At 46.8% G+C, this 18745-nt stretch carries 18 protein-coding genes; 15 read left to right on the top strand and 3 right to left on the bottom strand.

Annotation, left to right across the window (positions count from 1 at the left end; translation table 11 throughout):
• Positions 1–39: 39 nt before the first annotated feature.
• From HCJ96_RS02765 to HCJ96_RS02750, 4 genes are all read left to right on the top strand, one after another.
• Complete coding sequence (locus tag HCJ96_RS02765) at positions 40–297, top strand: FAD assembly factor SdhE (protein ID WP_169209525.1); 258 nt, start codon at positions 40–42, stop codon at positions 295–297.
• Positions 269–724 carry a protein YgfX gene (locus tag HCJ96_RS02760; protein ID WP_169209524.1) on the top strand — a complete coding sequence of 152 codons (456 nt, stop codon included), beginning with the start codon at positions 269–271 and terminating at the stop codon, positions 722–724. Before HCJ96_RS02765 ends, HCJ96_RS02760 begins: the two co-directional genes overlap by 29 nt.
• Positions 721–1572 (top strand): MaoC family dehydratase, encoded by an 852-nt coding sequence (locus HCJ96_RS02755; protein WP_169209523.1) that lies wholly within the window; start codon positions 721–723, stop codon positions 1570–1572. The genes HCJ96_RS02760 and HCJ96_RS02755 overlap by 4 nt, the downstream gene beginning before the upstream one ends.
• A 195-nt stretch (positions 1573–1767) precedes the next feature.
• The gene (locus HCJ96_RS02750) at positions 1768–3516 is read left to right on the top strand and encodes an alpha-amylase family glycosyl hydrolase (RefSeq protein ID WP_169209522.1); all 1749 of its coding nucleotides are present in this window, start codon (positions 1768–1770) and stop codon (positions 3514–3516) included.
• A gap of 74 nt (positions 3517–3590) precedes the next feature.
• On the opposite strand, the gene nadB is transcribed toward HCJ96_RS02750, so the two are convergent.
• A complete protein-coding gene (gene nadB, locus HCJ96_RS02745) occupies positions 3591–5252 on the bottom strand; it encodes an L-aspartate oxidase (RefSeq protein WP_169209521.1) in 1662 nt (553 codons plus the stop codon).
• Between the two features lie 185 nt (positions 5253–5437).
• Between nadB and rpoE the strand changes: the two genes are divergently transcribed.
• From rpoE to HCJ96_RS02695, 10 genes are all read left to right on the top strand, one after another.
• A complete protein-coding gene (gene rpoE, locus HCJ96_RS02740; RefSeq protein WP_169209520.1) occupies positions 5438–6016 on the top strand; it encodes an RNA polymerase sigma factor RpoE in 579 nt (192 codons plus the stop codon).
• Between the two features lie 72 nt (positions 6017–6088).
• Positions 6089–6667 carry a sigma-E factor negative regulatory protein gene (locus tag HCJ96_RS02735; protein ID WP_169209519.1) on the top strand — a complete coding sequence of 193 codons (579 nt, stop codon included), beginning with the start codon at positions 6089–6091 and terminating at the stop codon, positions 6665–6667.
• Positions 6668–6684: 17 nt separating this feature from the next.
• Positions 6685–7812: a MucB/RseB C-terminal domain-containing protein gene (locus HCJ96_RS02730; protein WP_169209518.1), complete on the top strand. Its 1128-nt coding sequence runs from the start codon at positions 6685–6687 to the stop codon at positions 7810–7812.
• A 9-nt stretch (positions 7813–7821) separates the two neighbouring features.
• Positions 7822–8271: a SoxR reducing system RseC family protein gene (locus tag HCJ96_RS02725; protein WP_169209517.1), complete on the top strand. Its 450-nt coding sequence runs from the start codon at positions 7822–7824 to the stop codon at positions 8269–8271.
• A gap of 280 nt (positions 8272–8551) precedes the next feature.
• Positions 8552–10348: a translation elongation factor 4 gene (lepA, locus tag HCJ96_RS02720; RefSeq protein WP_169209516.1), complete on the top strand. Its 1797-nt coding sequence runs from the start codon at positions 8552–8554 to the stop codon at positions 10346–10348.
• On the top strand, positions 10348–11265 hold the full coding sequence (lepB, locus tag HCJ96_RS02715; protein WP_169209515.1) for a signal peptidase I: 918 nt from the start codon (positions 10348–10350) through the stop codon (positions 11263–11265). The genes lepA and lepB overlap by 1 nt, the downstream gene beginning before the upstream one ends.
• Positions 11265–11951 carry a ribonuclease III gene (rnc, locus tag HCJ96_RS02710; protein ID WP_169209514.1) on the top strand — a complete coding sequence of 229 codons (687 nt, stop codon included), beginning with the start codon at positions 11265–11267 and terminating at the stop codon, positions 11949–11951. The genes lepB and rnc overlap by 1 nt, the downstream gene beginning before the upstream one ends.
• Entirely contained in the window at positions 11941–12852 is a 912-nt protein-coding gene (gene era, locus HCJ96_RS02705; RefSeq protein ID WP_169209513.1) for a GTPase Era, read from the top strand. Before rnc ends, era begins: the two co-directional genes overlap by 11 nt.
• A gap of 32 nt (positions 12853–12884) precedes the next feature.
• Positions 12885–13523, top strand: coding sequence for a pyridoxamine 5'-phosphate oxidase (gene pdxH, locus HCJ96_RS02700; RefSeq protein ID WP_169209512.1), 639 nt, complete (start codon positions 12885–12887; stop codon positions 13521–13523).
• A gap of 10 nt (positions 13524–13533) precedes the next feature.
• Positions 13534–14313, top strand: coding sequence for a TatD family hydrolase (locus HCJ96_RS02695; protein WP_169209511.1), 780 nt, complete (start codon positions 13534–13536; stop codon positions 14311–14313).
• Here HCJ96_RS02695 and HCJ96_RS02690 read toward each other — a convergent pair.
• Positions 14271–14975 carry an AhpA/YtjB family protein gene (locus tag HCJ96_RS02690; protein WP_169209510.1) on the bottom strand — a complete coding sequence of 235 codons (705 nt, stop codon included), beginning with the start codon at positions 14973–14975 and terminating at the stop codon, positions 14271–14273. The genes HCJ96_RS02695 and HCJ96_RS02690 overlap by 43 nt on opposite strands.
• A gap of 138 nt (positions 14976–15113) precedes the next feature.
• On the opposite strand from HCJ96_RS02690, the gene serB reads away from it, so the two are divergent.
• Positions 15114–16112 carry a phosphoserine phosphatase SerB gene (gene serB / locus HCJ96_RS02685; protein WP_246261105.1) on the top strand — a complete coding sequence of 333 codons (999 nt, stop codon included), beginning with the start codon at positions 15114–15116 and terminating at the stop codon, positions 16110–16112.
• Between the two features lie 69 nt (positions 16113–16181).
• Here serB and HCJ96_RS02680 read toward each other — a convergent pair whose 3' ends face one another.
• Complete coding sequence (locus tag HCJ96_RS02680; protein ID WP_169209509.1) at positions 16182–18722, bottom strand: PilZ domain-containing protein; 2541 nt, start codon at positions 18720–18722, stop codon at positions 16182–16184.
• Positions 18723–18745 lie beyond the last annotated feature (23 nt).

The raw sequence follows: 18745 nt of genomic DNA, 5'->3' as shown, positions 1-18745 counted from the left end.
GCTATAGTGCCTGCTATCGAACCTATGGTGATGTGAAAAATGTTAGAAGCAAAACGTGTCGCACGCATGCGATGGGCTTGTCGTCGTGGAATGCTGGAATTAGATGTATTGCTCTTACCCTTTATGGACGAGGCTTTTGATGATTTAACAGATGAGCAAAAACTTATTTTCGAACGTCTGCTGACCAGTGACGATCCCGATCTGTTTGCCTGGTTTATGGGGCACCAGAAGTGCAGCGATCCTGAACTGGCCGAGATGGTGTCAATCATTGTTGACCGCGTCAAAGTACAGGGTTGATATTTCGCCTTCACCGTGGCGCAATTACCAGTGGTTGATACCGACGTTTGCAGCATGGGCAGTGCTGCATTCACTGTCTGAAAATACCTACTCATGGGTGCCCGTTGAGTACCTGAGTATTATAGCAGGGCTATTAAGTATTGTTTTTTACTGGCATCAGTATCAACAACCGCGTATGGCTTCGCAAACCTACTTATTAGGGGAGGATGGCAGCTGGCAACAAACCATGGAGGCCATGGTAGCCGTGGAAGGTAGCAGAGAGATATTAAGTGATAAGTCACGTGTGACACCCCTGGCGGTCTTTCTCAGCTTCAGCACAACGGCACAATCACGCTGGTTGTTAAAAGGTGAGTGCGACGAGCAAAATTACCGAAGACTCTGCCGGATCGTATTAAGACATCGCAACGCAACTCAGGATAAAGGATGATAAGAGAACTAATCAGTGCAATGATACGAGGCGGTGACAAGCAACGTCTTACTCAATTCAAACCTCCGGTAATTGAAAAGGTCGAATTAAGCAAAGCGTTACTCATAGACCCGGACCACTATCAGCGATACTGCTCATTAGTAGACTGGAAAGCGTCAACCAGATTGCATCCACTTTACTTACAGATGAAATCCTTTGCGTTGCAGTTGCAATGTCTCGCGGACCGTCGCAATCCTTTTCCGTTGTTAGGATTGGTGCATATCCGTAACCAGGTCTGGCAAAGTGCGCAGGTTGACCTTCAGGTGATGGTAAATCTTACGGCAAAACTCGGACAGTTAAAAACCCATTCAAAAGGGTGGGTCATCGAAGTGATTGTTGAAGGACACCAACGAGACGAGTGCATTTATCGGGCTACAGGCGAATACCTTATGCGCGTTAACGCACCCCACGTAAGCAGGCAAAAAAATAAAGGGCAGGGCGATCTTCCGCCGTTCTGGGAAACCTATCAGCACGTTGCCCAGTGGCAGGTGGCAGATAGCATTGGTCGTGACTATGCAAAAGTGTCGTACGACTACAACCCTATTCACTTATCGGCCTTCAGTGCAAAACTATTTGGCTTTAAGCAGGCGATTGCACATGGCATGTGGAGCTTGGCGAAGTGTTACAGTCAACTGGTCGATGACCGTCATGCTGCAGAGGCGGTTGAACTTCATGCCGAATTTTTAAAACCCATATTAGTACCCGCAGAATGTGTGCTGATGCAAGGCCAGCACAGCGCAGATAGTCAGTTTGCACTATTAAATGGTAAGTGCAGTGAACCGCATATCAGGGGCAGGTTGCACCTCTGAATCCGTTGCTCTCGTTTTTTGGATACAGCTTAATAACCGGCGCTGGTAGCACAGTACCTTTGCACAACGGCGCTTAAAATTCACGCATTGCATACGTTTTCAACATCAATAGACTTGCTTTTCACTCACCGATAGGTGGGAATAAGCGTTAACTAAACTAACATCTGTTTAACAAAAATAATTGATGAGCTCATAATGAAAACATTTCCGAAAAAAGCCTCTTTGTTAGCATTGTCCATTTTGGTCGCGTCCTGCTCGCAGCAAAGTAAGCCCAGGGTTCCAGCTAACGATGCAGAAACAGATACCGCCTTTCAAACCATTCAGTTAAAAAACCAAAACCCGAATTGGTGGGATAACGCGATATTTTATGAAATCTGGCCCCGTTCTTTTTACGATCTGGACGGTGATGGCAGCGGCGATTTTGATGGAATGACAGCAAAGCTTCCTTATCTGCAGGAGTTGGGAGTGAATGGTATCTGGCTCACCCCTGTCTTCGAAGCTCCTTCCTATCATGGCTACGATTTTCAGGATTTTTATCAGGTTGAGTCTGATTACGGGACCATGCAGGATTTCGAAGAATTTATCGAAGCATCGCACAAGCATGGTATCAAGGTCATACTCGATCTGGTCATCAATCATATTTCTGACGGCCATGAGTGGTTTAAAAAATCTGCGGCCAAAGAGTCTGGGTTCGAAGACTATTTTATCTGGAAAAAGGAGATTCCTGAACATTGGGGCAGAGCCTGGGAAGATGACGTAGACAATCCTGAGGCAGTGTGGCACTGGAATGAGCAGCGCGGAGAATACTATTATGGTGCGTTTGGCGCCAGCCAGCCAGATGTTAACCTGCGCAACCCCAAAGTAGTGGAAGAAATGAACAAGCTCGCCACCTTTTGGTTAGAAAAAGGTGTGGACGGTTTCCGGCTTGATGCGGTCAGATACGCAGTTGAAGACGAAAGCGCAGACGGGCAAGATGCCGACCAGGCCGATACAGCTGGCACAATTGACTACTGGACCCAATTTACCCAGCACGTTAAATCCATCAACCCGGACGCAATGCTGGTGGCAGAGGCGTGGGCTGACATGCCTACTATCGGAAAGTACTATGACGGTGGCAAAGGGCTGGATTCAGCGTTTGACTTCGACTTTGGCTATGTGGTCAGTGGTATCCTGAATTCTGGTGGTGAACGCAGCGCGGATTTTGGTTCAGTAAAAGAGGGGGAATCTGATAATACGCGTGACGCCTTGTGGGAAAACCTGAAAAGTCGCAAGGCCACGGCACCATTGTCGTTCTTTTCGCCGTTTTTGACTAACCACGATCAAAATCGTCTTATGCATACACTGGGTGAAGATGAAGATAAAGCCAAGCTCGCGGCCACTCTATTACTGACTACACCTGGCACACTTTATTTGTATTACGGAGAGGAAATTGGCTTGTCACAGTTTGCCACCGGTGACGACCAGTATCGCCGCGCCATCATGCAATGGGAAGATAATGATGCAGCCGGTTTCAACACAACGGGCGAATTCTGGCTTGATCAGGGAAAATGGTTCCCCTGGGCTGAAAATCACCAGCCGTGGTGGGGCAATTATTGGCAGTCACAACGAACAGAAAAAAATGCATCGGTGGCTACGCAGGCGGCTGATCCTGACTCACTGCTTAACCATTACAAAAAACTGATCGAGATACGCAATCAACAAAGTGCACTGCAATTTCCCGATGAGATCCGTTATTTCCCTGTCGACAATCAGGATGCATGGGTGGTTCAAAACGTGAAAGCAGAGCAGACGCGACTTACGCTGGTCAACCTGAATCCTGGCGCTGACACCACATTCTCGGTACCGGAGACGCTACAAGGTGACTACGTCGATCTGCTATCTGGCGATACCGTTACCCTTTCGGCAACGTTTACGCTTAAATCAGGTCAATCGTTTATCCTGTAATATCTCAAAAGCTCAGCCGAGGCTGAGCTTTTTTTATTCTGTACGGCATGATTACTGGACATAAGGATAGCATCTTACGTACTTAAGGTTCCGGGCTCTTCCTGAATCAAGCTTTTTGATGGCGTAAGAATAGTAGGTAAAGACTGCGCAAGGGTATCAGGATAGTCAACGTTAAAATGTAAGCCACGACTCTCTTTTCGTTGCATGGCGCAGCGCACAATAAGCTCGGCCACCATCACCAGATTTCGCAACTCCAGCAGGTTATTACTCACCTTAAAATGAGCATAATACTCGTGAATCTCTTGCTCCAACAATTGAATGCGGCGCAAGGCGCGTTCCAGTCGCTTATTGGTGCGCACGATCCCCACGTAATCCCACATAAATAGACGCAGTTCATGCCAGTTATGTTGAATAATGACTTCTTCGTCAGAGTTACTGACCTGGCTTTCGTCCCATGGCGCAATTGGTTCGGCAGTAGTCTTGTGCTGCAGACGGGAAAGAATATGTTCAGCTGCGGCTTTGGCAAACACCACACACTCAAGCAATGAATTAGATGCCATTCGGTTAGCGCCATGGAGCCCCGTATACGCCACTTCACCGATTGCATAAACGTTGTCCAGATCGGTAAGGGCATTCAGATCTGTCACGACCCCGCCACAGCTGTAATGAGCGGCAGGCACGACAGGAATCGGCTCGCGAGTAATATCAATGCCCAGTGAGCGACATTTACGATAGATATTCGGAAAGTGTTTGACAATAAAATCTGCACTTTTATGGCTGATGTCCAGATACATACAGTCAGCACCTAAACGTTTCATTTCAAAATCGATGGCGCGGGCCACAATATCCCTCGGTGCTAAATCGCCGCGTTTGTCGAAATTGTGCATAAAGCGCGTGCCGTCTGCATGGCACAATTGTGCACCTTCACCGCGTAATGCTTCTGAAATAAGAAAGTTTCTGGCTTGTGGGTGATATAAGCAGGTCGGATGAAACTGATTAAATTCCATGTTGGCAACACGACAACCGGCACGCCAGGCCATCGCAATGCCATCTCCGCTGGAAACGTCAGGGTTGGAAGTGTACTGATAAACCTTGCTGCCACCGCCGGTGGCTAATGTGATAAAGTGACTGCGAATAACTTCTACCTGTTCGCGCTTTCGGTTCCAGACGTACACGCCCTTACAATGTTTTGCCGTGTTTTTCGACGCAATTAAATCAATTGCATTATAACGTTCAAAAAAATGAATGTTCGGGTGCGCCGCGACAGCATCGTTTAGCGTGGTCTGAATGGCTTCGCCGGTTGCATCGGCCGCATGAAGTATCCGGCGGTGGCTATGGCCGCCTTCGCGGGTTAAATGGTATTTCTTCTCTCCACTTTTATTTTCTTCTGTATCAAAGGGAACGCCAAAATTTATCAGCCACTCCAGGACATTCTTTGCCTCTTTCGCAGTGAAAGTAACCACGTCTTTATCGCACAGGCCTGCTCCGGCGTCTAGGGTGTCGGCTACATGGGATTCAATCGAATCAGCCTCATCAAATACTGCTGCAATACCGCCTTGCGCATAGCGCGTTGAGCCTTCGTTGCGATCACTTTTGCTTAATACGATAACCTGGCAGTGATCAGCTAACTTTAGCGCAAGGCTCAATCCGGCAGCACCACTACCAATGATCAGCGCATCACACTGATGTTCTATCGCTTGATTTGAAGAAGGTAGTGAAGAAGTTGTTGAATTCATGTATTTTAGCGGTAATAACGTCCACAGTGTTCGGCAAGTCTAATGGATGAAGCGCAAAAAACAATGGGTAAGCTTCGGTTCTCGATCAAAAATTAAAAAAGTTGCGAACTTTTCCGTATTCACAAAGTCTACTTGATTGCTTGCATGAGCTGTATAGAAGTAGATGTTAAGGAGAATTGGCTCGAATGAGCGAGCAAATAACCGATCAACAATTAGTTGAAAAGGTTCAGCGCGGAGATAAAAACGCGTTCAATCTTTTAGTAACAAGGTACCAGCATAAAGTAATGCATTTGGTGTCACGGTATGTGAAAAATACCGGTGACGTGGCGGATGTTACTCAGGATGCGTTTATAAAGGCGTATAAGGCACTACCCAATTTTCGCGGTGAAAGTGCATTTTACACCTGGCTTTATCGTATAGCGGTAAACAGCGCGAAAAATTATTTAGTTGCTCAGGGGCGAAAACCTCCTGCGAGCGATGTCGATGCAGAGGAAGCTGACTATTACGAAGGTAGTGATGCGTTAAAAGAACAGTCGACACCTGAGCGAAGCCTGCTGTCAGATGAAATTGAAGCCACTTTGTTTAGCGCGGTGGAGAAATTGCCTGAAGACTTACGTATGGCAATTACACTTCGCGAAATTGAAGGCTTGAGTTACGAAGAAATCGCCAGTGTGATGGAATGTCCGGTGGGAACGGTGCGTTCAAGAATATTCAGAGCAAGGGAAGCGATCGATAAAGTAATACAACCGTTGTTAGAAAATTGAACTTTTTAAAAGTCCGGTAACCTAACATCAGTGTAAACGTGGTAATTGATCAACTTTGATCAGGAAAAATGTATGACCGAACAGCAAGAAAAATTGTCTGCTTTTATGGATGGTGAGCTCAATCAGACTGAGATCATCGATGCAATAAAGCACGATCCTGCGCTTCAGGCAAAGTGGCAACGCTACCATGTGATCCGTAGCGGCTTGCGTAAAGAAGCAACGGTTGCGCCACAGCTGGATTTGACCGCCCGCGTCGCCGCGGCATTGGCAGATGAACCGACGGTAATGGCACCGCGTTCGCGGTGGGAGTGCATCCCATTGGTGGGCAATGTGGTTCCTTTCGCTAAACAAGCGGGTCAGTTTGCGGTGGCAGCATCAGTTGCTGCAGCAGTTATCGTTGGGGTGCAGTACAGTAATCAACCTACGCAAACTGAACCTTTCTCGACGTTTGCTACGGTCGGTCCTCAAGGTGGATTAGCACCAGTTAGTTTAGAGCAGACCCGGACAATACCGCGAGATGATATGGCGGTAATGCTTGAGAAAAAGCGTAAGATTAACGCGTTAATTGCAGATCACGAGCAGCAGGTTAAACTCAAACAGGCTGAAGAACAAAGCGCTGCTGCAGAAGAACAGCAGGGAATTGATAACTAACATTAGTATTTAGTTTAATGAGTATATTTTGTAGTTTGACCAGGCCAGCTTCCATCAAGCTGGCTGTTTTATTTAACCAGCCAGCCTTTCTTTTGATTTTCTGTTTGTTTCTCTTTTCGTCGAATGTATTTGCTCAGCAGGACAACGCTGCTGAAAACGCAGACACTGAAGTTACCGCGAGCAGTGATGATGAGGCTAACCCTTCAGCACAGGATGAAATAGAAGAGAGTAACGAGCCTAATACCCTGAGCGCCAAACAATGGCTCGCGCGCTTGACTGAAGCTACCCGTGAACTGAACTATCAGGTATCATTTATTTTAAGTCGGGCGGGTAGCGAAACCATTCCTTACCTGTGGCGTCATGGCGTGCTGGAGAATGGCACAACAGTAGAGCAGCTGAATTTACAAAACGGCCCAGGCAGAGAGTTGATCCGCGTGGATAATGTGGTAAGTGTGTTTGAGCCTGATGTTGCGCCTTACAGCCTGTATTCGGAATCAATTAATGGCCCTATCCCCAGCCAGCTTCTTTACAATCCGCTGGCACTGACCAAATCATACAAGTTTATTAAAGTTGGCCGGGCACGGGTTTCAGGCAGGCCAGCGCAACAAATTCGTATTGTCAGTCTGGATAACAGCCGCTTTAGCTACCAGCTATGGTTGGATGAAGCCAGTGGTATGTTATTGAAATTTAACATGCTTGATCTCAATGGTAATTTGCTTGAGCAGATTCAGGTGACTTCACTAAACATTCATAAAGAACCGCACGCATACTTTGCCAGAGTCAATCAGGCCACCCTGCCACAGCCAATGGTGATAACGCCTTCACAACCCAGAAAACACAACTGGGAAGTCGATTATATGCCGAGGGGAATGAAAGAAGTAAAACGTGATATACGACGGCTGGCACTCACCGGACAGATCGTAGAATATAAAATGTTCAGCGATGGGCTGGTAGATGTCTCAGTTTATGTACAAATGGCAGATGATGCGATTGGTGCAGACATGGTGTTACGACACGAAGTAAATACTTTTCTCACGTTGACAGACGGTCAGGCGCAGGTAACTGTTGTGGGAGAAATCCCATTAAACACGGCCAATGCGATCGCTACCTCACTGAGCATGAACCAACCTGATAATAATGGGTGATGGTAGAAAATGATTGTGGAAAATGCGACCGTGATCGCAGTAAATGACGAATGGGTGACGGTGGAAGCCGCGATTAAAACTACCTGTAACGGTTGCCAGGCCAGCGACGATTGTGGCACCGGAGTCGTATCCAGAGCACTGGCGCCCAGGGCGCAGCAGCTTACGATTAAAACGCCGATGGCCGTCAAGGTAGGTGATGTGGTAAAAGTAGGTGTCCCTGAGGTAGGTATTCTTGCCGCTTCAGCATGGCTTTATCTTTTACCTTTAGGGGTGTTTTTGGTCAGTGCATTGGTTTTTAGCTCATTACTACCCTCGTTGGGTTTGATCAGTGAACTGTGGGTATTGCTTGCCAGTGCCAGTGTAACTTTGGTTGGCTTCGTACAAACGTCACGCTGGTTAAAGTCAAAAGATTCCACTAAGTATCAGCCGGTCATATTGTCATCCTCCGATTTTAGCTGATACCTGTTCAATATAACGTAGGTGTTTAAGAGGCTTCTATGCAGTGCCTTATTTACAGGTATTAACACCGATTTGCAGCATAGTACCCATTCTCGCAGCGCAGGTGCGGGTATTATTCGCTTTTCACCTCATAAATAGGTAAAATCCGCAGACTTTTTTTAATGGGTGTCACCATCGATTTATTCGGCTGGTGTCGTCATCCTTTGATCACGGTTTATCTCTCAGGAGTAAGAAGTGAAAGGATAGTTTTCAATAACTTTTGTAGGTGATTTCTAGCTTTATGCAACAGTCGCACATTCGTAATTTCAGTATTATTGCCCACATCGATCATGGTAAATCAACGTTGTCAGATCGGTTAATCCAGCATTGTGGCGGATTATCCGAACGGGAGATGGCGGAGCAGGTACTCGATTCAATGGATTTGGAACGTGAACGTGGTATCACAATTAAAGCACAAAGCGTGACCTTGAATTACACCGCGAAGGATGGTGAGACCTATCAATTGAACTTCATTGATACTCCCGGACACGTCGACTTTACCTATGAGGTTTCGCGCTCACTGGCCGCTTGCGAAGGGGCATTACTGGTAGTAGATGCAGGGCAGGGCGTAGAAGCGCAGACGCTGGCAAATTGTTACACCGCAATTGATATGAATATGGAAGTGGTGCCGATCTTAAACAAGATCGATTTGCCGCAGGCTGAACCGGAAAGAGTGGCCGAAGAAATCGAGGATATTGTCGGTATCGATGCCATTGATGCTGTGCGATGTTCTGCAAAAACTGGTGTAGGTATTGAAGATGTGCTTGAGGTCATCGTCAAGCAAATACCCCCGCCGCAAGGGGATCGCGAAAAACCGCTGCGCGCGCTTATCGTTGATTCCTGGTTTGATAATTATCAGGGTGTGGTCTCATTGGTTCGCATCATGGAAGGTGAGCTGAACGTTAAGGAACGCATTCAAATTATGTCGAATGGTCAGGTACATCAAGTCGACAAAGTAGGGGTATTCACTCCTAAAGCTCTGGAAACCGGTATTTTGCGTGCAGGTGAAGTGGGTTTTGTTATTGCCGGCATCAAAGATATTCTGGGTGCGCCAGTGGGCGATACCATCACCAACGCGCGCCGACCAGCAGAAAAAATGCTACCGGGATTTAAAAAGGTCAAACCTCAGGTTTACGCAGGGGTTTTTCCTATCAGTTCAGATGATTACGAAGACTTTCGTGATGCCCTGCAAAAATTGAGCTTGAATGATGCATCGTTGTTCTTTGAACCGGAAAGTTCGGCAGCATTGGGCTTTGGCTTCCGCATTGGTTTTCTTGGCATGTTGCACATGGAAATTATTCAGGAAAGACTGGAGCGCGAATACGATCTTGACCTGATTACGACAGCGCCAACGGTAATTTACCAGGTTGTTACTACTAAGGGGGAAACAGTTCAGGTTGATAACCCGTCCAAGCTGCCTGCTGTGAATGATATTGAAGAAATCCACGAGCCCATCGTTGAAGCACATATACTGGTGCCACAGGAATATCTGGGTAACGTCATTACCCTGTGTGTAGAGAAACGCGGTATGCAGACCAATATGACCTACCACGGTAAACAGGTGGCAGTCACCTACGAACTGCCGATGGCTGAAGTGGTACTGGACTTCTTCGACCGCTTAAAATCAACCAGCCGTGGCTTTGCATCACTGGATTATAACTTCAAGAAATTTCAGGCCTCTGACATGGTGCGGGTGGACATCTTGATCAATGGTGAGCGGGTGGATGCGCTGGCGTTGATCACTCACCGTGAAAACTCACAGTCGCGCGGTCGCGACATGGTTGAAAAGCTGCGTGAACTCATACCCAGACAAATGTTTGATATTGCCATTCAAGCCGCAATTGGTAACCACGTCATTGCCCGAAGCACAGTCAAACAATTGCGTAAGAACGTTATTGCCAAGTGTTATGGTGGTGACGTCAGTCGTAAGAAAAAACTACTGCAAAAGCAAAAAGAAGGTAAGAAGCGTATGAAGCAGGTAGGCAACGTAGAATTACCGCAGGATGCGTTCCTTGCAGTATTGAAGGTGAATAAATAATGGCGAATTACTTTTCCTTATTTCTGGTTTTTCTAACCGTCGCATCAGGCTTGATCTGGTTGTTAGATTCATTATTTTTTGCCAGTAAGCGCAAAGCTAAAGCAACTGCAACGGGAGCTTCGATTGCAGGCTCGACAGCTAATGCAGAGGAAAAGGCTGAACTACCGTATATTGTTGACACCGCCCAGCAGATTTTTCCCATCATTGCGTTCGTGCTGATCTTGCGCTCGTTTCTGTATGAGCCTTTTCAAATCCCTTCTGGTTCGATGATGCCAACGTTACTGGTTGGGGATTTCATACTGGTTGAAAAGTACGCGTATGGTATTAAAGATCCGGTCTTTCGCAAAAAAATGATTGAAACCGGAACCCCTGAGCGGGGCGATGTCGTTGTTTTCAAATATCCAGAAGAACCCAATATCGATTATATTAAACGGGTGGTGGGGTTACCCGGTGACACTGTGGTGTACCGCAACAAACAAGTCTATATTAAGCCTGCCTGTGAAGGCGCGTCTACACAAAACTGTGGCAAGTTACGCCCGGTAGATGTTGAGTTTAAATCACGAGGCGAATTCGTACAGGATATGGCGCCGTTGCTACGTTACACTGAACAACTGGGTGATGTAGCGCACGATATACTTCGCCATCCTATGCGCGATGTGCATCCGTCACACTTTTACACCCAGCCCGGCACTCGTAGCAATGAGTGGCGCGTGCCTGAGGGACAGTATTTCGTGCTTGGCGACAATCGTGACAATAGTCGTGACAGCCGTTTCTGGGGGTTCGTTCCAGACGAAAACCTGGTGGGCGAAGCTGTGGCAATCTGGATCAGCTTTGAGTTTGAACGCGCGCCAGACAGCTGGTTACCGTCCTGGATCCCAACCGGAGTTCGGTTTAGCCGTGTTGGTGGAATTGACTGATGCAAGGCATTGATAAGTACGCCCATCTAAGTAAAGTGTTGGGATACACATTCAACGACGTCTCGATGCTGGAACGTGCTCTTACTCACCGCAGCGCGGCGAAATTACATAACGAAAGGCTCGAATTTCTTGGCGACGCCGTTTTGGGCATGGTTATCGGTGAAGCCCTGTTCAAAAAATTCCCCAAAGTGCCTGAAGGAAAATTAACCCGTATGCGTTCAACGCTGGTGAAGGGTGACACCTTAGCTGAGCTGGCGCGGGAAGCGAAAATGGGTGAGCTTATTAAACTGGGGCCAGGCGAAATGAAAAGCGGTGGCTCCAGACGCGGCTCTATCCTGGCTGATGCTGTTGAAGCGATATTGGGCGCGATTTATTTAGAAGCCGGTATGGAAACGGTGCAGGAAGTCATTCTTAAGTTATGGCAGGAACGTATCGAGAAGCTTGATCCCAACGCCCATCCCAAGGACAGTAAAACGCGTTTGCAAGAATATTTACAGTCGCGCAAATTACCTTTGCCGACGTACGAAGTGACCAACATTTCTGGTAAAGATCATGCGCAGACATTTGAAGTAAGCTGTCTTGCCATAGGCCTGGACCAACCCGTATCAGCGCAGGGCGAGAGCAGACGCAAAGCAGAGCAAGAAGCCGCCAAAGTTACCCTAGAGAAATTGCTAAATGACACCTGAAGATATCACCACCCATTGTGGTTTAGTTGCTATCGTCGGCCGCCCCAACGTGGGTAAATCGACCTTACTTAATCACTTACTCGGTCAGAAAGTCAGTATCACTTCGCGCAAGCCGCAAACTACTCGCCACAGAATATTAGGAATTGATACGGAAGGTGATCATCAGACCATCTATGTGGACACGCCTGGGCTTCATAGTGATGAGAAACGTGCGATAAATCGTTATATGAATCGTGCAGCCACTTCATCACTTGCAGAAGTGGGGTTGATATTGATGGTGGTTGAAGGCACGCGCTGGACTGACGAAGACAACATGGTGCTCAAGAAAGTCCAACAGTCGGGCTTGCCTTGCTTTTTGGTTGTTAATAAAACCGATAAAGTAAAAGACAAGTCCGAGTTGATGGAGCAGCTTCAGGTGCTGGCGCAGAAGCACAACTTTGACAATATTGTGCCGGTTAGTGCCAAGCTCGGCAGGCAGGTCAATACGTTGCGTGAACTGGTGCAAAAGACACTGCCATTAAGCGAGTTTTATTTTCCTGAAGATTATATCACCGACCGTTCCAGTCGGTTTATGGCAGCTGAAATCATTCGTGAGAAATTGATGCGGTTTACTGGTGATGAACTTCCCTATTCTACAACAGTAGAAATTGAGCAATTTAAGCTGGCTGATAATGGCGTATTTCGTATCAATGGTTTGATTCTGGTTGAGCGCGAGTCGCAAAAGCGCATGGTGATAGGCAAAGGTGGTCAGCACATCAAGACTATCGGTGAACAGGCGCGAAAAGATATGGAAAACCTGTTTGAGGCCAAGGTATTTCTAGAGCTCTGGGTCAAGGTTAAGCAGGGCTGGGCCGACGATGAACGGGCGCTTCGTTCACTGGGCTACGGTAATGACGACTGACTTACTAATAACTACGCTTTCTGGGGGCAGTGATGGCAATTTCAGATATCCGGCGGCAATATGGTTTACGCACACTTGATGAGTCACAACTAACTGCTGAGCCCTTTGCATTATTTGAACGCTGGTTAAAAGATACGATTGAGGCCGGTATTCCCGATCCCACCGCAATGACAGTGGCGACAGTGTCTGCTGACGGACAACCTTCACAGCGTATTGTATTATTAAAAGATGTTACTGCGGACGGGTTTGTCTTTTATACCAATTATGGCAGCCGAAAAGCGCAGGAACTGGCTGAAAATCCTAAAGTGTCGCTTCACTTCCCCTGGTTTTTCATGGAGCGGCAGGTTCGTATTTGTGGCACCGCGCATAAAATGAGTATGGCTGAAAACGCCCGCTATTTTTTATCCCGCCCAAAAGACAGCCAGCTTGCTGCATTGGCCTCACAGCAAAGTAAACCGATTGCAAAGCGCGAACTGCTGATGACCCAATTCAGTCAGTTGAAAGCCAAATTTACCAGCGGTGAGATCCCGGTACCCGATTTCTGGGGCGGCTTTCGCGTCGTTCCACACCAGATTGAATTTTGGCAAGGTGGCGAAAATCGTTTGCATGACCGTTTCGAATACAATTTGGCAGAATCCGGTGAATGGCAAATACAGCGGTTGATGCCGTAAAGGGTTTGTGATGATAGATAGCCACTGTCATCTGGATCTCGCTGAATTTGAAGCCGATTTGGGCGGCGTACTCAAGCAAAGCAGCGCTGCGGGTGTCGAGCGCTTTCTCATTCCTGGCACGACTCGCGAAGGCTGGCGCCGTCAGCTTGATATCCAGCAATCCTTTCCTCAGTGTGACCTGGCCTTTGGGTTGCATCCTTATTTTCTTGCGGACGTGCAGGACAACGACATCCACAAGCTTGAAAACTGGGTCGATTGTCATCGTAGTACCTGTGTCGCCATTGGTGAAATTGGATTAGACGCGACCGTTGAAACGCCGATGCAGAAACAACAGTCAGTTTTTTTAGCACAGCTGGAACTGGCGCAACAGTACGACAAGCCTGTTATCCTGCACCATCGCAAAACGCACCATTTATTGATTGAAGGGCTCAAACGTAGCAATTTCAAGCACGGCGGGATCATTCATGCCTTTTCCGGCAGTGAGCAAGTCGCTCAGCAGTATATTGAAATGGGCTTTTTGCTTGGAATAGGCGGTACTATCACCTATCCCCGCGCGCGTAAAACCCGCCAAACTGTTTCATCAATCGCGCTTGAACATTTAGTGCTGGAAACCGACTCACCCGACATGCCTATGAACGGACGGCAGGGGCAGCGAAACGAACCTGCCTTTATTACTGATGTGGTCAGTGTATTAACAGCGTTAAAGGGTGTTGATGAAAATCTCATCGTCGCAAAAACTACGGCCAATTATTTGCGTTTATTCAATTTGGACGGAAATGAGGCAGACTGATTATCCGGATACAGACGTCGCCTTAAAATCGGTCTTATTTTATAAAAGCTTCTCGCCAGATAAATGCCACTGAGAAACGTTACGACCATCATCAGGTACATCATTTCTAATCGACGTTTTTCATAGCTGATCGACATTTCCAGCAGTCGCTGTGCGTCAAAAATTAGCCGCAAATAGCCGATAGTCTGTTCAGTGTCGTTACGAATATCTTCGACATGCACAACCCAGTTTTCGGCATCGGCGTTTACTTGTTTTAAAAGCAGTAGATTATTGTCCTCAGAACTGAGTAACAAACCGCGCGGGTCATATACATCAGCGCTGATAAGGGCGGGGTGATGATTGAGTGTACCTAACACTCGTGCTAATTCTTCTTTGTTGTTCTCGACGACAATAGGCGATAACAGCATAGAATATTGGTGAACCAGCAACGTACCTGTTTGACCTGCTTCAAACTCTGCCCATTGTCGCGTGTGCTGCTGATACAGGTAAAAAAAGTAAACAAGTAAAGCGATGACTGCACAAAGGCTGAACGTATGGATAATACGTTTCAAGGTTTTATAGCCACTATGACGAACCGCGGGCAAATTACGTCTGTCAGCGGCGTCGACACTTGATGTCAGGGTATGCCCGGGAGAAGATTGCCCCGAGAGTTCCATCGTCATATAACTACCTGTCCACTAAGAACTAAATTAACTGGCATATTACAATTAAATTAACTGTAATTACCAGATGAGAGTTTTCTGATGTCCCGGCTTTAGGTAGGATGAACGACTATAAAATTCTGCTGACAGGGTATAACGTTGTCTTTAAATGCATATAGTTACGCATCGTTGCTTCAACTTAAACACACTTATCCGCGTGGATGGAAGTTTAATCATTCAAATTGTGATCTCGTACTGGCTGCTGATGAAAACAATGAAACCGAAATACTGACCATCATCGGGCAAGCCCTGACCCTGGATATTCTGTTCAACGTGCAGCAGTCCCTGGCGAACTGTTTAACCATTGACCGGTTTCAGTTTCATTCCCTGTCGGAGCGCTTTGGTGAATGTGTTGTAAAAGCTGATGTAAAGATTATTAATTCAATCCAGCTTGCAGACACATTATCCGACATCGCCAGCAATCATCGGGTGGACATGGTCATTCAGCGCCAGCAACCCAGCTTGCAGCAGCCGGGCTTACTGGTGATGGATATGGATAGTACCGTCATTCAAATCGAATGTATCGATGAAATTGCCAAACTGGCAGGGGTAGGAGAAAAAGTCTCTGCGGTAACAGAGCAAGCTATGCGGGGCGAACTGGATTTTAAAGCGTCCTTAATTGCCCGCGTGGAATGTCTTAAAGGCGTTGAGGAAGCTAAGCTGGAAACGATTAAAAACAGCATTCCACTAATGCCGGGGTTGACCACGCTTGTAGACACCTTAAAAGCGAAGGGCTGGAAAATAGTACTGGCATCAGGGGGCTTCACTTATTATGCCGACTATCTGCAACAGCGTTTGGGATTCGATGCCGTCAAAGCCAATGTGTTAGCAAGTGAGAATGCACAATTAAATGGAAAAGTGACAGGTGAGATTGTTGATGCGCAAGCTAAAGCGTTCGCGGTAACCGATTTTGCTGAACAATGGCAGATCCCACCAGCACAAACTGTTGCCATGGGCGATGGCGCAAATGATTTACTTATGATGAAGGCTGCGGCGTTGGGTGTCGCTTTTCATGCCAAACCGATAGTTGAACAGCAGGCCGACGCTGCAATTCGATTCGGTGGCTTACAAACGTTACTGTATTTTTTCAGCGCATAAACGTCAACGTAATACATGGAACTCCTGCTAACGTCGCTCACGCTGCTAAATACAGCGTGAGCAGTTCTGCTAAGCCCGTTCAGGCTCAAGTAATGCTTTGATTCCGCTTGCACCAATTTTCATTTGCGGTGTCAACGCACGATTACGTTGAATTTCCTGCGGATCGACGTTGTAACGCATTAACACTTCATCAGTTATGTCGACCAGGTGCGAGCAGGCGACGATACTCCACATCTTCTCTTCCAACTCTTTGGCGCGGTGGATGGCATACACACTGACATAGTTGAATTCCGATTGCAGCATTTCCATGTCTGGTTTGCCGGTGGTGACTAACATCACGTTCATCGCGATAAACTGGCCTCGATTAAGCGCTTCATGGACAAATTTCTCCTTCATCTCCTCTGAGACAAAGCGATTATCAAAACGCGGAATGATGGCCATACGGCTTTCTTTGTGCGATGAGTCAAATGCTATGAAAAGCTCTCGTCGCACGGGTTTATTTTCTACTCTTACCTGCTTTACCCCTTGCTGCACGAAGGGCGAATCCAGTTTGCGATCCCGAAACATAAACTCAAGATTAACCTGGTCTTTTTCTGCAAAGTGACAGGCTAACTGGGTAATGCGATTGTCCTGATGTCCGATGATGGCACCCTCAGGCTCGTAGCGCACGCCCTCTTTGCTTAATACAAATGCGAAAGAGGGGGCATTACGTGCGTTTATACACCGCAGTGCATGACCAATTCCAGGAACCTCTTCTTCTTCAGGATAACTTTTAAGTGATGAACGGTTGCTCTTAATCAATTCGTCAAAAAACGCACGCGCGCCCTGACCGGGTTCACCGGGGACGGCTTTTAAATGCAGGATATTCTTCTCAAGGTTGTAATGCACTACCTGATATTGCAGCGCCATGACGTTATGCTTAGCTGTCTTTTCCTGCAATTTAGGAAAACCTATTTCTACCTGATGCTCAATTTCACCGGAAAACTCTTCATTAAGTTCAATTCTCAGTCCATGTACTGAAATATCTTCGCTAACCCCGGTGAGTTCCTGTTCATCAATTTTGCTTCTCAAACGAATATTTGAGCGCAACAAAAATCTGGATTCCAGACGCTGCTCGTGAAATCGATAGCGAAACCCTTTTATTTCCGCCATGGGTTTATTACGCGCGTGCCCAAACACGCGGAGATGACTTAAACTATTGCGATTGAATTTGTATTTGTTGTAAACCTGTTGACCATCTTCTGAGGTTACATCCGTAACGTGAACAATATGGCGAAGATTTTTCAACCGTGACATTAACCGAGCAGACGGCGGATTATTCTGTTTCTTAATTTTGGTGCCGACACTATCAGGGATAGAGAGAGGTGCATGAGCCTGGTCTGGAGACATATCGCACAATGATAACTTAAACACCCGCCAACTGGCTTTGCGGGAACCAAAACCCAGGAACGCATTTTTCAGCACGTCTTTTGCTGCCAATTCACCGGTTGAGGCAGAATAATAGTAAACTTTATCGTTCTGTAAATGAGTGAAGCTATACACGAACATTTCGCGCTGATTTTTTGGTTTTTGCAGCAAATTTTCCAGTCGGCTGCTGTTAATCAGATAACCGAGTTTTAGCGCATCTTGCTCGTCACTCCAGTAATCGATAATTTCCCGATTAACTTCATTGAGCATGGCAAAACGGGGAATAATTCTATTTTCAACAACATCCAGAAAAACCGGTAGTGCGGGGCTACGCGGCGAAAAGTATTGCTCTAGTGACTTGTTCTGTACCGCTTCAATGGTATTGTTTAAATTCACTTTATAACGGCGTTTGTTACCGTGAATAAAATTCTCTAAAAACTTATCAAAGGCTGCATTGGGAAACTCTTTCGCCCGTCGTAAGGCCACATAAACGTTGTCCTTTTTTTTCGCAGTAGTGAGGACGTTGTAAACTATTCCGTTTCTCTTATCTAACGCAAACTCCTCTTCAAGTCCGCGAAAATGGACGCTTACGCGATCGCCCTTAACTAATTGGGTTTCTTTACTCAACTTTACCCGTATACCATCCGCTGAGATATCAACACTGTTGCCCCGGTACTGAGTGAAATCTTCCTTTACTACTTCGATAGCGACTGCGTAATTCATCCGTTCGTGCTGGCGTTGCGCATAAGTGAGCAGGTTTACCACCGGCACATTGTATCGCTCCATTGAGGACGCCAGTCTATTTTCGCTATCGTTTGAAGCGTCGGCAATTTCACCTGACTCAGCCCGTCCTCGCATCACTTTGAAGTTATTGTCGGTCTGTTGGACGGCTTCATACACGCCAAAACAATACTCACCAAATACCCTCAGGTGACGTTCGAAAGTTTCAATCGCAACATCATCCAGATAATGCTTAATTCCGCCGTGTTCGTAGAGCTGACACTCGCCCGAGACCTGACCTCTGAGATCAATAGAACGGACACACTTTCGTGCCAGTCGCTTTAGTTCCATTTTGATGATGAAGCGCTTTTCTCGGGGAAGAGAAGAAGTAAGTTCCTGCAACACCTGATCGAACTGAGGGCTGTTCACCATCGGCTTAAGTTGTTCGATTATATCTGCGTACTGTTGCAGGTCTTGACTCATAAGATACCACTTACTTTAGTAAT

Source organism: Alteromonas ponticola (genome assembly GCF_012911815.1).
Lineage (GTDB): Bacteria > Pseudomonadota > Gammaproteobacteria > Enterobacterales > Alteromonadaceae > Alteromonas > Alteromonas ponticola.
The sequence above is the reverse complement of the archived record's forward strand: the minus strand, read 5'-3'. Positions and strand labels throughout refer to the sequence as shown.